The organism is Cutibacterium sp. 37298 (genome assembly GCF_023838685.1).
GTDB lineage: Bacteria > Actinomycetota > Actinomycetes > Propionibacteriales > Propionibacteriaceae > Cutibacterium > Cutibacterium acnes.
This window is the reverse complement of record NZ_JAJNRJ010000001.1, coordinates 837,393-850,276: the sequence shown is the minus strand read 5'-3', so window position 1 is coordinate 850,276 and position 12,884 is coordinate 837,393. Positions and strand designations below refer to the sequence as shown.

General features: G+C 60.7%; 14 protein-coding genes and 1 pseudogene. 4 read left to right on the top strand and 11 right to left on the bottom strand.

Translation table 11 applies throughout. The features are described 5' to 3' along the window. Positions 1–13: 13 nt before the first annotated feature. The gene (locus LRP59_RS04065) at positions 14–2,374 is read right to left on the bottom strand and encodes an ROK family protein (protein ID WP_002521180.1); all 2,361 of its coding nucleotides are present in this window, start codon (positions 2,372–2,374) and stop codon (positions 14–16) included. Positions 2,375–2,408: 34 nt separating this feature from the next. Next, a complete protein-coding gene (locus LRP59_RS04060) occupies positions 2,409–2,657 on the bottom strand; it encodes a hypothetical protein (RefSeq protein ID WP_074025673.1) in 249 nt (82 codons plus the stop codon). A 24-nt stretch (positions 2,658–2,681) separates the two neighbouring features. Here LRP59_RS04060 and LRP59_RS04055 point away from each other — a divergent pair, with 24 nt between their 5' ends. Together LRP59_RS04055 and LRP59_RS04050 are read left to right on the top strand one after the other, a co-directional pair. Continuing rightward, a complete protein-coding gene (locus LRP59_RS04055; RefSeq protein WP_171011471.1) occupies positions 2,682–4,118 on the top strand; it encodes an L-serine ammonia-lyase in 1,437 nt (478 codons plus the stop codon). Positions 4,119–4,779: 661 nt separating this feature from the next. Further along, positions 4,780–5,880, top strand: coding sequence for an ABC transporter ATP-binding protein (locus LRP59_RS04050; protein ID WP_002521177.1), 1,101 nt, complete (start codon positions 4,780–4,782; stop codon positions 5,878–5,880). A 65-nt stretch (positions 5,881–5,945) separates the two neighbouring features. On the opposite strand, the gene LRP59_RS04045 is transcribed toward LRP59_RS04050, so the two are convergent. The 8 genes from LRP59_RS04045 to LRP59_RS04010 form a co-directional block, all read right to left on the bottom strand. Further along, positions 5,946–6,299, bottom strand: a complete 354-nt coding sequence (locus tag LRP59_RS04045) for a hypothetical protein (protein ID WP_002513124.1) — start codon at positions 6,297–6,299, stop codon at positions 5,946–5,948. After that, positions 6,292–6,714 (bottom strand): hypothetical protein, encoded by a 423-nt coding sequence (locus tag LRP59_RS04040; protein WP_002513123.1) that lies wholly within the window; start codon positions 6,712–6,714, stop codon positions 6,292–6,294. Before LRP59_RS04040 ends, LRP59_RS04045 begins: the two co-directional genes overlap by 8 nt. A 94-nt stretch (positions 6,715–6,808) precedes the next feature. Beyond that, positions 6,809–7,384 (bottom strand): RNA polymerase sigma factor, encoded by a 576-nt coding sequence (locus LRP59_RS04035; RefSeq protein ID WP_002513122.1) that lies wholly within the window; start codon positions 7,382–7,384, stop codon positions 6,809–6,811. 57 nt (positions 7,385–7,441) lie between these two features. Continuing rightward, complete coding sequence (gene amaP, locus LRP59_RS04030) at positions 7,442–8,158, bottom strand: alkaline shock response membrane anchor protein AmaP (protein ID WP_002513121.1); 717 nt, start codon at positions 8,156–8,158, stop codon at positions 7,442–7,444. Further along, positions 8,155–8,709 carry a DUF6286 domain-containing protein gene (locus LRP59_RS04025; protein ID WP_002528927.1) on the bottom strand — a complete coding sequence of 185 codons (555 nt, stop codon included), beginning with the start codon at positions 8,707–8,709 and terminating at the stop codon, positions 8,155–8,157. Before LRP59_RS04025 ends, amaP begins: the two co-directional genes overlap by 4 nt. Before the next feature lies 1 nt (position 8,710). Next, positions 8,711–9,124: an Asp23/Gls24 family envelope stress response protein gene (locus LRP59_RS04020; protein WP_002513119.1), complete on the bottom strand. Its 414-nt coding sequence runs from the start codon at positions 9,122–9,124 to the stop codon at positions 8,711–8,713. Continuing rightward, positions 9,124–9,309, bottom strand: coding sequence for a DUF2273 domain-containing protein (locus tag LRP59_RS04015; RefSeq protein WP_002513118.1), 186 nt, complete (start codon positions 9,307–9,309; stop codon positions 9,124–9,126). Before LRP59_RS04015 ends, LRP59_RS04020 begins: the two co-directional genes overlap by 1 nt. Positions 9,310–9,320: 11 nt before the next feature. Beyond that, positions 9,321–9,857, bottom strand: coding sequence for an Asp23/Gls24 family envelope stress response protein (locus tag LRP59_RS04010; protein WP_002513117.1), 537 nt, complete (start codon positions 9,855–9,857; stop codon positions 9,321–9,323). 167 nt (positions 9,858–10,024) lie between these two features. On the opposite strand from LRP59_RS04010, the pseudogene LRP59_RS04005 reads away from it, so the two are divergent. Both LRP59_RS04005 and LRP59_RS04000 read left to right on the top strand, forming a co-directional pair. Continuing rightward, positions 10,025–11,176, top strand: a pseudogene (locus LRP59_RS04005) (trans-sulfuration enzyme family protein). A 70-nt stretch (positions 11,177–11,246) separates the two neighbouring features. Then, positions 11,247–12,644 carry a DUF4032 domain-containing protein gene (locus LRP59_RS04000; RefSeq protein WP_002513114.1) on the top strand — a complete coding sequence of 466 codons (1,398 nt, stop codon included), beginning with the start codon at positions 11,247–11,249 and terminating at the stop codon, positions 12,642–12,644. 10 nt (positions 12,645–12,654) lie between these two features. Here LRP59_RS04000 and LRP59_RS03995 read toward each other — a convergent pair whose 3' ends face one another. Next, on the bottom strand, positions 12,655–12,873 hold the full coding sequence (locus LRP59_RS03995; RefSeq protein ID WP_002521172.1) for a hypothetical protein: 219 nt from the start codon (positions 12,871–12,873) through the stop codon (positions 12,655–12,657). Between the last annotated feature and the right edge of the window lie 11 nt (positions 12,874–12,884).

The following is a 12,884-nucleotide window of genomic DNA, read 5'->3' as shown; positions in this document are numbered from 1 at the left end:
TCGGTCGTGGTCCTTACTTGACCTGGTTGTTGTTGAAGTACTCCACGAGTTCCGCATCCAGGGGCGGCACCATCCTCGGCGTCGACCCGTTCCGCAGGGACTCGGTGGCTTCGATTCCTGCCGCGACCGCATACCAGGCTCCCAGTGGGGACGTGTCGGTGCGGGTTCCGTTGCGCACGAAGTTGAGGAACTCAGTGACGGTGAGCACGTCAGCGTCTCCGTGGCCGTTGGCGTCCCCGATGATCGGGAAAGTCTCGTCACCCTCGGCGTTGTAGTGGGTGCGCGTGTTCCACAGCCGAATAACGCCGCCCTCACCGTCACCGAAGTTTTCGATGCGTCCCTCGGTCCCGATGACGGTGTAGTTGCGCCAGTAGTCCGGCGTGTAGTGGCACTGCTGGTAAGAGGCGTACACCCCCGATTCCATGCGCATGAGCACCATCGACAGGTCCTCGACGTCGATGACCGGGTTGAGCCCCTTCTGGGACAACGGCGGCCAGTTGTCCAACGAGTACCAGTCCCCCATGAGTTCGTCGGAGTGGTCACGACGATCGGTAATCTCATCGTAGAGAGTCAGTCCCCCCATACCCACGACGTCAGTAGTGTGAGAGCCAGCGAACCAGTGCATGACATCGATGTCGTGGGCTGCCTTCTGCAACAGCAGCCCGGTGCCATGCTCGCGCGTGGCATGCCAATCCTTGAAGTAGAAGTCACCTCCAGCGCCAACGAAGTGGCGGCACCACATCGCCTTGACCTCACCGATCCGTCCGGTACGGATGAGGTCACGCATCGACCTCACGACGTTCATGTGGCGCATGTTGTGGCCGACGTACAGCTTCGTCCCGGTCCGATGAGCTGTCACCAGCACCTTGGTTGCCGACTCCAGGGTGATCGCCAATGGTTTCTCCAAGTAGACGGGGACACCGGCCTCCAACAAGGCGCAAGTCACCTCGACGTGGGTGTCGTCAGGGGAGGTGACGAAGGCGACGTCGATCCCTGCCCTGATGAGCCCCGCGACGTCGCTGGTGATGACGATGGAGTCGGGGTCCTTGCCAAGACGATCCGCCACCCGTCGGCGGGCCAGGTGGTGAGGCTCGCAAACGGCCACAATGGCACCGCCATTGCCCTCCAGCTCGGTATTGAGGGCGAGTCGCGAACGCGCCCCTACTCCCACCACGCCTACTCTCAGGACCTCTATAGTTCGCTTGTTTCCTGTTGTCGCCATAACGCTGTGATGACCTTTCTCGACCTCTTGGAGAATCCGCTCAACACCCTGCAAAGCCACCGGGTGCGGTCGCTCGACACCAAGGAACGCCGCGGACACATGACCTAGTGCCACGTCGACGGCTCCGACGACGGAGGCAGCACGGCCCAGGGCGGCGACCTCGGCCGGTACCGGAACGGAACCGGGTACCCGTCGTTGATGCAGACGCGCAATGACCTGTCGGATGACGTCCAAAGATCGGGTGGTCGGCCCCGCTACGACAATGAGATCGGGATCCACCACCCCGGCCACCGACCCGATAGTCAAGGCGGCCCGATCGATCCATTCGTCGTCGGGGTGCTGCCCGTCCTCCAGGCGCAGGTCGAGGACGTCGCTAATCTCGCCAGCATTCCACTGCCGACCACGGTGGATTCGCCCGCTTAGGACCAGACCGGTGTGCAGCCCTTTGGTCATCTGTACCAATAGCATGTCGCCGTCGGAACTGAGACTCTGGCCACGCCGGCAGCAGAATTCGCCCCAGGCTGCCATGTTAATGTCGTTCTCGACGCTAACAGACACACCGAGCCGCTGCGCCAACGCTGCAGCCAGATCAAGGCCCTCCCACTGGGGGACGAGATCGCTGCGCAGCACGGTGCCGTGACCGTCGACGACTCCGGTGGTGGACACCGCGACCTGTTGGAGCAGGCCGAACCTTTCCGACCAGCGGTCCCGAGCTTCCCCGATCACACCGGCAACGACATCGAGCCGCGCTTCACGACACCGGTCGACGAGTTGGTCGGTCCTGACCTCGAGAACTCTCCCGTGAAACGTGGACACCACAGTCAGCATCGAGTCGACCAGGACGTCAGCGCCAATGACGATCCCCGCACGGCTAGCCGGAGCCCATGCGGTCGCAGGCCGTCCAGGAGCACCGTGACCACCTATTTCACTGGAAACCCATCCATCCTCCTCCAGCTCACGCAGCAGCGAGATGATGGTGGGCCGCGACAGACGGGTGCGTTCGACCAGCTCAGCGGCAGTCAGAGCACCGTCAGCACGCAGTTCGCGCAGCACATCGTCCTTGCGCTGGCCCCGACCGGCCGGCCTCTCCTGTGAGGTCATCGTCAGCCACTCCTGCCCGGGCTTATCTCGCGCCCGCTCTCGGAGACTCATGGAAACCGTTTCGAAAGCGTGTTTCAAAAGGTGGTTACATATTGGACCCGGCAAGCACTCTCGTCAAGGTCTTCGAGCAAATCTGGTTGGCATCGCGCATCCGGGACGAGTGGTTATAGGTCGAGCAGGGCCGCCCCCGGCCGGTTAGCCGCCCCAGGAGATCATCGATGGTGCATAGAACCAAGGTGCATAGGACCCAGGGACAGGTCCGAGGATCTCGGTGGTCTATTCGGTTCGCGACCCATGGTTCACCGTGAACCGACTCAACCTTTTTGGACAACATTCCAGCCCCGGGTTTGGCAGAATCGTGTCTGTGGCAGTCAGCGTTTTCGATATCTTCAAGGTCGGCATCGGTCCGTCTAGTTCTCATACCGTCGGCCCCATGCGAGCCGCCCGGATTTTCGTGACTGATCTGGCTCAGTCACCGGTATGGCCTGAGGTCACCCGTGTGCGCGCGGAGCTCTTCGGCTCGTTGGGAGCGACCGGGCACGGACACGGGTCTGAGGCCGCCGTCTTGCTAGGTCTGGAAGGTGAAGATCCGGCCACCGTCGACACGGATCAGACTCCGGCTCGAGCCGCGTCTATCGCCAATGACGGCCGTATCACTCTGGATGCTGTCCATGGCGGTCGGGAGATCTCCTTTGACGTCACGACCGATCTTGTCCTTCACCGCAATCGGTCCCTCCCTTTTCATCCGAACGGCATGACGTTCACCGCCTGGTCTGGCCAGGAAGTCGTGGTCGAGCGCACTTTCTACTCCATCGGCGGTGGTTTTGTCGTTGAGCACGGAGAGGACGAGCACCCCGCCATCGTGCGCGACTCGGCACCAGTCCCTTACCCCTTCAAGACCGGCAAGGAACTTCTCGAGCAGTGCTCGGACTATCGGATGAGCATCCCCGAGGTCACAATGGCCAATGAGATGACCCTCCGTGCAGAGGAGGAAATACGCGGCCAGCTCCTCGACATCTGGGCAGTCATGCACGCCTGCGTCGAGCGCGGCTGCTCGCGCGCCGGCGTTCTTCCGGGCGGTCTGCATGTGCGCCGCCGCGCCATGAAGATGCACCACGATCTTGTCACCCGGGAGCGAATCGCCCCAGGCAAGCCGGAACCATTCGGCTCGGTTGACTGGCTAACGGTGTGGGCGTTGGCAGTCAATGAGGAGAACGCCGCGGGTGGACGTATTGTTACCGCCCCTACCAACGGCGCGGCCGGCATCATCCCGTCCTGCCTGCACTTTGCGGTGAAGTTCCTCTCCCCCGGTTCGGATATCGATTCGGGCACTCCTGGCGTCGACACCGGTGATGACGACCTCATCGTCAATTATCTGCTAGCAGCCGGCGCCGTCGGGGAAATCTACCAGCAGTCCGCGTCGATCTCTGGGGCCGAGGTCGGTTGCCAGGGCGAGGTCGGCGTGGCCTGCTCAATGGCTGCGGCTGGCCTAGCTCAGGTCATGGGCGGGACGCCGGCCCAGGTCTGCAACGCCGCCGAGATTGGTCTAGAGCACCACCTCGGGCTCACCTGCGACCCCGTCAGGGGCCTGGTACAGATCCCGTGCATTGAACGCAACGCCCTTGGTGCTATCAAAGCCGTCACAGCTGCCCGCCTAGCCATGGCTGGGGACGGCTCCCAGATCGTCAGTCTGGATCAGGTCATGAAGACGATGATGGAGACCGGACGCGACATGAAGGTCAAATACAAGGAGACGGCGCGCGGTGGGTTGGCCGTGAACATCGTCGAGTGCTAGCAGCTCGGCGCATCGAGGGGCCGGGATTGGCGGTTCAACAGGTTGTCCCTCTGTTTTTTCACCGCTGATCTGACAATTGTCCATTGCATTTTGGCAGGAACGGGCAACACAGCGGAATCCGCTGACAACCCTGGCACGGCCGAGCCCGCACACTCTGGCCCCGAACGCCACCCACACTTTCCACCATAAAAGGCGGGATAAACCGCGGGAGGATCAAGCAAAAATCCTGGAGAACCTATTACACAAATCCGTGGATAATAATCACATATACCATCACTGCTGCAAGGGAGCGACCGGTGGTTAAAGAAACGGAAAAGCGAACCAAGCTGAACCAGCCTGGCATGGGAACAACCGTGAATCCACGGTCCGGTGGGGCGCGATGTAGAAGAACATGAGGGGTGATCCTCGGCGCACGTCCCGGGACGACCATCCTGTGCCAGATTGCGGCATGATCTCATTCATAGTTCCCCTCACGCGGAAAATTCGCCACTTGACAAGGAGAATCGCTGCATCTTCACCCCCCGGCCCACCTTTGTGGGTTGTGTCCATTATGATCAATTCTGGTTCCTCGAAACCTCGGAGGGACCCGGTGACATCCGTCACCGAATTTTCCACAACGGATCGTCGGGCACGTACCTGCCCGTGGAAAGGAACAACGGTCATGGCAACCGTGCAATACAAGGAGGCGACTCGGGTTTACCCGGGCACCGATCGCGCAGCCGTCAGCAAGCTCGACCTCGACATTGGCGACGGGGAGTTCATGGTCCTCGTGGGGCCGTCTGGCTGCGGTAAGTCGACCTCTCTGCGAATGCTAGCCGGCCTCGAAGAGGTCAATGCCGGCTCTATCTGGATCGGGGACCGCGATGTCACCGATCTCCCCCCGAAGGACCGTGACATCGCCATGGTCTTCCAGAACTACGCCCTGTACCCCCACATGACCGTGGCCGACAACATGGGCTTTGCCCTCAAGATGCAGAACGTGCCGAAGGCTGAACGCCAGCAGCGCGTCCTGGAAGCCGCCAAGCTTCTCGGCCTGGAGGACTTCCTCAACCGTAAGCCGAAGGCACTCTCCGGTGGTCAGCGTCAGCGCGTCGCCATGGGCCGTGCGATTGTTCGTAATCCGCAGGTCTTCCTCATGGACGAGCCATTGTCGAACCTCGATGCCAAGCTGCGCGTCCAGACCCGTACCCAGATCGCCGCCCTGCAGCAGCGCCTTGGCGTGACCACCGTCTACGTGACCCACGATCAGGTTGAGGCCATGACGATGGGCGACCGCGTTGCTGTTATGAGGGACGGCGTTCTCCAGCAGGTCGATTCTCCTCTCGCTCTTTACGACACTCCGAAGAACCTCTTCGTCGCTGGCTTCATCGGCTCCCCCGCTATGAACCTCATGGAAGGTGATGTCGTTGACGGCGGCGTCGAGCTCGGTGACTACGTTGTCCCGGTTTCTCGCGACGTCCTCGCTAAGGCCCCGAACGAGACCAAGCTCACCCTCGGTATCCGCCCGGAGGCATTCACCCTCGCCAGCGAGGGCATCGGACTCGACGTTGCTGTTGTCGAGGAGCTCGGAGCTGACGCCTACCTGTACGGCTCCCTCGTCGGATCCGGCAAGCAGGCCTCCATCGAGGATGGCGAGGCTCACCAGGTTGTCGCCCGTATCTCTTCGCGTCGTCCTCCGCAGCGTGGCGAGCAGGTGCGTCTGGGCGTAGACCCTGCCTCTGTCCACGTCTTCAGCCAGGAGACCACCGAACGCATCTCCTGACCCTCGATGAACGCCACGAGGCCCCCGGTATGTCCGGGGGCCTCGTGGCGTTTCATGGGTTCAGATCACTCGTTATTGGGCTCAACTTTGGAGACGACAATGTCTACCTTGCCTGGAGTGCGTCCCGATTGAGTAATGGCGGTGAAAACACGATGACGAAGATCCTGTGTTAATTGCACGATAGGCACCGTCAGGTCGACGGTAACCTCCACCTCCACATCACTGTGCCCATCCTCCTCACTGATCCGTATCGCTGAGCGGCCGTCATTACCGAAACGACGCCACCACGGTTTGACGAGTCGCGTCACCCCGGGGGTGTTACAGACTGTCGTGACGATGACCCCCGCTAGGTCATCAACAGCTTTTTCGCCCGTCAGCAGCGTCCCGGAGACGATGATGTCGTTTTCTAACTCAGACATGGATATCCTCCACGAAGATGTCGATAGCTTCCGGACGACCACCAAGCTCGCGGGTCATCGCCATTGAAATGCGATAGCGCACTCTCTCGGCGCAATCAGGTATCGGTATCCCTCGTGCGACGGATAGACCAATGCGAAGTCTCAACGGGGTGTGAGGAACCGAGAACCGAATCCGATTGAGTCTCCCATCCTCGCAGTCGGCGAGGCTGTTACGCACAATCGTGGCCAGCACGGTCTCCCGAACTTCCACCTGGCCACCATCGTCATTGGCAACACAGTGTCGCGGCGACAGGTCAGCACTGTATGACCTCCACGCTGACTCCAGCTTCAGCGGATCGACGACCACCTTCGTCTGCGCGTGCTCAGCGACCGTGTCGTCACGCAGCTGGTCAGCACTAAAAGCCTCAGTGCGCACGGATTGGCAAACTGGGCGCTCGACCTCATGTTCGATAGGAGGCTGCGTCGCTCTCTCTCCCAGACACGGTTCATGTCCGCACCACACGCGAGCTTCACCTCCATGGCTCCATTTCCTTCGCGATGGTAGCCCTTGCCCGAGCCAAACGGCCTCGGATGGTAGACAGTGGCAATTCCTCAATATCGGCAATCTCGGCATATCCGAGGCCATCTATCTGGGCCATTATCCAGATACGTCGCTGGTTATCCGGCAACCCGGCGACACCCTTTCGCAGCGCCATCATTGCGGCATCTCTGGTGTGAGCCCTCGCTGGATCCTGCTTGGAGCCGATCCTCACCGCAACCTCTTCCGGAGGCACTGGGTCGGTAGCGCGCCTGCCTGCGTTTCTAATAACTTCTCGGCACCGATTGCGGGCGATAGTGTATATCCACGCTCTGAACCTGGTCTGGTCGTCGAGGCCAGGCAGTTTTTGCCAGGCGGTGAGCAGAACGTCCTGGACAGCATCTTCAGCGTCGATCGTGGCCGGCAGGTTATTGTGGCAGAATCTCAACAGCCGCCCGCCCCACGATTCAACGAGGCGAGCGTAAGCGCCGGCATCTCCGTCCTGAGCAGCGCGAATATCTGCCAGAACGGCCTCATCGCCACCGGGACCGTCGACTCCGCTGACCATGACTTGACGCTAGCAGTGGTCGAGGCCAACTTCCGTGTCCTCGACCACGAACGCACTTCAGGCGAGCATCTTCCCCTCACGGGTCCTCGGCTTGGCCCGGTCGGACTTCTCCTTAAGGAATGTCGGTTTCGGCATCAGACTGGCGGGAAGACTGTCTTCCGAATCATCAACGTTGGGCACCTCGGTCACACCGACGTGGCTCACACCCATTCCGGCAACGTGGGCCCCGGTACGCAGCTTCGTCCCGAACCGCACCAACTTCGTATCCAAGGTTGTCTCGACGTCGCGAGCTACCTCAGACTCCAACCGGTCAACGAGCTTTCTCACGTCGGTACGGTCATCAATGTCGATCTGAACCATCATCTCGGGAGCCACGCGGGCCCCGAAGAACTTCACGCTGGCGCTGCTAACGCCAGGGAACTCCTCGATCTGCTCCTCGATAGCCCTTCCCAGGGCATCGGTGGACAGCACCGTTGAGCCATGATCCGTCTCGTGGCTAATGCCGTAGGTGCGGGCCCGATTGCTCGACGAAAACTGGCGCAGCAGCCAAATCAAACCGATCACCGCGGCTAGAACGCCGATGATAAGCAAGGCCCACGATGCGTAGTCAGTTCGCCATACCTTCGGCACGTCGATGATAGGAGCATCGGGTTTGGGCTGCCGCCATCCCCATGACGAGGCGACGTTAAACCGCACCAGCATGAACCACGCAACCACCAACAGACCGATGATCCCGACGATGGCGAGTCGTGTTCTATTTGCGCGGCCCCTCATCGCAACCTCACTTTCACCTTCGGGGGCTGTTTCAGCCCCAGCGAATCAACGCGGTCAGCGATCCTCGTCATGAGCTGCTCTCGCATCACTTCTGGGTCCTTGACGGCAGTCTCGACGTCAACCCTGAGAGTGTTGACGCGGCGTTTCACTGCTGACGACGCGACACCGTCTTCCTCGTCAAGCCAGCGAGACAACCAACCTGTCAGGTCAGAGTTGTCCATGACGACCTCCCGATTGTCAGGAGCACCCTCGCCCGGTTCGAGAAGCACCCCGGAGGTCCGCCCAGGTTTCAAGGCCCAGATCAGCAACAGCAGCGCAATGACGCCGATAACAATGGCCACTGTCAGAGCAGTGCTGTTCAGCCATGTCACGGTGGTCATGTGACCACGCCCCCAGGCCAACCATCCCGGCAAGGATCCGTGCTGGAGTCGTTGAATGGCAGCAATGATGGCCACCACCCCGGCTGCCACGAGCAAGACGGCAAGAATCGTCACCGGAACCGTCCGGGAAGGGCGACGAATGAGAGGCGGGGACATGTATTGCCTACTCATCTCAGGTCAACTCCTTCGTCGTCAAAGTCTTACTGACGACCCGGCTTACCAGGATGTCGATCGTGCCGATATCCACACCGGACAGTTTCGGCACCTGCTCGGTCAATCGGGCTCGAAGATCGTCACACTGAGCCTGGACGGGGGCGGGGTAGCCAATGGCAACCTCCACCTCAAGATCAGCCGTACGACCGGTGAGGACCGCGCTAACCTTCGGACCTCGGTCGAAGTCGGCACGCGATCCTGACCCGAAGAAAGACGAGATGGGAGCCCCGAAACCCTCACTCTGAGCCGCCACGCGAGCGGCGATCTTCTCGACAACCGCTGTGGTGACTGTCAGGGCTCCACGACTAGCCTTCTCACGGTTGTGGACCGCCAGCGAGGGCACCGAACGTACGCGTGTGGTGCCGGCGGACATCAGCGGTTCCGTTGACTTGGTTTGCCGAAGATGTCATGCACGTCGAGCTGGCCGTCAATGATCCGGCCAATGATGAGACCGAGTAGCCCCAGCACGAAGACGACGATGGTCTGCCACACGCCGACACAGACCGCAATCACACCCAACAGCAGTCCAACGAGTGCTCCGATGCGTGACGCATTCATAGTGTGACCTCTCAAGAAAGCTCGGTGTTCTTATGCTGGTTGGCAGCCTGAGCATGCTGCTCGTCGTCATCATCCTCACCCTGGATGTAGACATCGGTAACCTGGACGTTTACCTCAACCACCTCAAGGCCGGTGCCGTACTCAACAGCGTCAATGATGGTTTCGCGAAGTTTATTGGCGACCTCAACGACCGAGTAGCCGTATTCAATAACCACCGATAGATCGATAGCACACTGGCGCTCACCTTTCTCGACCTGGACTCCGTTCGACACATTGGTGGTCGATCCGGGGATGCGATCGGTGATGGAGCTGAGCATACGGCGCCCAGCCGAGCCCATAGCGTGCACGCCAGGGACCTCACGACAGGCGATGCCAGCGATCTTCTGGACGACCTGCTCAGCGATAAGGGTCGAGCCGTGATCGGTGTGCAAAGGGGAGGGGGGTAGGGTCTCCTTCTCCTTGGACCTCGTCTCCAGCAGGTTCTCGGTCTTTGCGGCGTCGGACTTGGTGGAGTCGGTCTTCGCGGAGGCGGTATTGTTGTCAGCCATATCGGCTCATCTCCATTTCGATGTGGGGGACTTTCATACATAAGGATGCCTCACACGAGAATTCGTCACGGCGAATCCAAAAGTTGGTCGAAATATTTCCAATGCCTCATCTCGGCTACCCTCAAAATCACCCGATGACAGGAGGGGCCATGCCGACGTCCACCACTATGCAGGGACTGACGACCGGGTTGTGTTCAGACCATGACCACTCCAGCGTCATCCCGCCAGCCTTCCTCTTCTCGAATTATTTCTACGACACTTTCGGGGAATGCCCGCCCTTTGACTACGGGCGAGGAGGCAATCCAACCCGGGCGTTGCTCGCCGACGCTTTGACGACCCTTGAAGGTAGCGCAGGAGCTGTCGTCACCTCATCAGGAATGTCGGCGGTAATTCTGGTGCTGCAAGCCTTCGTACCGATTGGCGGCCACATCGTCGCTCCGCACGACTGTTACGGCGGCACCTGACGCATCCTTGACACGTGGGCCGCCGCTGGTCGTCTGAGCGTCGATTGGGTCAACGAAACTGATTTTGACGCCCTGCGCACCGCTCTGGAGCCTCCTACTGATCTGCTCTTGGTGGAGACTCCATCGAACCCTCTACTGCGCATCACCGACATCGCAGCGGCAGCTGAATTAGCGCACTCCTCTGCTGGGAAGCGCACCGTTGTTGCCGTCGATAACACCTTCTGCTCACCGATTCTGCAACAGCCACTCAGCCTTGACGCTGATCTCGTTATTGCCTCTGACACCAAGTTCCTTAACGGTCACTCCGACGTCATCGGCGGCTCGGTGGTCGCCGCGAACCAACAAGACGTCGACCTGATAGCCTTCCACGCCAACATGATGGGGCTGACGGCCTCCCCGCTGGATTCCTGGCTGACCTTGCGAGGTTTGCGAACCCTTGGTGTGAGGATGCAGGCTCACTGCGCGAACGCCGCTCGGATGGTGGAGATTCTCCAAAGTCACCAGGCCGTCACAGCCGTCTATTGGCCTGGCCTGCCCAACCACCCCGGCCATGAGTTGGCCGCCCGCCAACAGAAGAACTTCGAGTCCCTGCTGAGCTTCGAACTGGCCGGTGGCCGAGCATCCGTCGAGGCTTTTATGACCGGGCTGAAGGGGTTTATCCTCGCGGAATCCCTGGGCGGGGTGGAGTCCCTGGTCTGCCACCCGGCGACGATGACCCACGCCGCCATGAGTCAGGAGGCTCGGGACGCAGCGGGGGTCACCGACGCCATGATTCGGATGAGCCCAGGAATCGATCCTGTTAATGACCTCGCGATCTGCCTGTCCGAAGCCCTCGATCGGGCCACGACTGTCTGAAATTCCTCTCGAATCCCCCCTGACTAGGCCCCACACCACCCAACCGGAGTGCGAGTGGCAGACTATTTCCGTGACCCGTTTCCTCAGCGCGAAGCCCGACTCCCGCCTGCTTCCGTTGCCGTGGAGTACACCGCTGGCACAATGGCCACAGGAGCGACTAGTCGCGCTGCCCCGGGGTATCTCTCGTCACGTGGTGCGGTTCATCACGATCGGCGACGATGTCTATGCCGCCAAGGAAGTCGTTGAACACCTGGCGATTCACGAATACCGCTTGCTACACGACCTCACGCGGCTCGATACCCCGTCAGTCGAGCCCATCGGCGTCATCACTGACCGCGTCGCACCCAATGGTGAGCCGCTGGAACCGATCATCCTTACCCGCCACCTACGGTTCTCGTTGCCTTACAGGTCCCTCTTCCATTCTGGTGTACGTCAAGGAACCGTCATGCGACTCCTGGACGCCCTCGTCGTCCTGCTTGTGCGGCTTCATCTGGTGGGCTTCTTATGGGGTGACATCTCGCTGTCGAATGTATTGTTCCGACGCGACGCCGAGGCCTTCGCCGCCTATCTGGTCGATGCGGAGACCGGTGAGTTGCACGATCGCCTGACCACCGGGCAGCGGGAACACGACCTACAGATCGCCCGGACGAATCTCTATGGCGAGTTCCTCGACCTTGAAGAAGGTGACATGCTCGATGATGCCCTTGACCCATTGGGCTTGGTGACGACTATTGAGGACCGCTATCACGACTTGTGGAACGAACTCACCGCGGCCGAGGAATTCGTCGGCGGCGACTACTCCCAGGTTGAGTCGCGGGTGCGTCGCCTCAACGCCCTTGGCTTCGACGTCGCCGAGCTGGACATCCAGACCTCACCGGACGGTCAGCGACTACGCATCCAACCCAAGGTTGTCGACGCCGGGCACCACCAGCGACGCTTGTTGCGTCTAACTGGCTTAGACACCGAGGAATTTCAGGCACGGCGTCTGCTCAACGACCTTGACACCTTCCGGGCGCGCAACGGACTCCAAGGGGACGACGAGGCCGTCGCAGCTCACCGCTGGCTCACTGAGTGTTTCCAGCCGGTCGTGCAGCAGATCCCTCCGGAACTTTCCCGGAAACGCGAACTCGCGCAGTTTTACCACGAGGTACTCGACTATCGGTGGTACGAATCCCAGCGTCAACAGCGGGAAGTTCCGCACGCCGAAGCGGCCCAGGGCTACGTACGGGACATCCTCGCCAAGCTGCCTGACGAGGCCATGAGCACGGAGTCCGTCGTACCAGTGGACGGTTCTCCAATGCGCAACGGACATGAATTGGTCAACGTCTACGACCCGTCACTCGGATACGTCGAGGATGAAGAGGGGGACGCCCCCTACGATCCGTGGGAGGCCCATGCTGAGGTCGTCGACGTGGAGTCCGCGTCGCGTCTCGATATCGACGCCTTACGCGCCCGGATGAAAAGTTAGATCAACCCAATTAATCTGAAAGCTTCGGTGGCGTCGTCACGGTGAAGGACCCCCACTGGGTGGCAGTTGCGGCGGCCGATGAGGTGGACTCAGACTTCGTCTCCGGCTCTTCAACCCCCTTGTCGGGGCGCGATCCAGGGACAACCGGCTTGATGGATTCACCCATTGCGGCCTCCAAAGCCCGGGCGATGGGGCTGGACGACGGTTTGTGTTTGCGGATCTCGGCCATACGGCCATGGT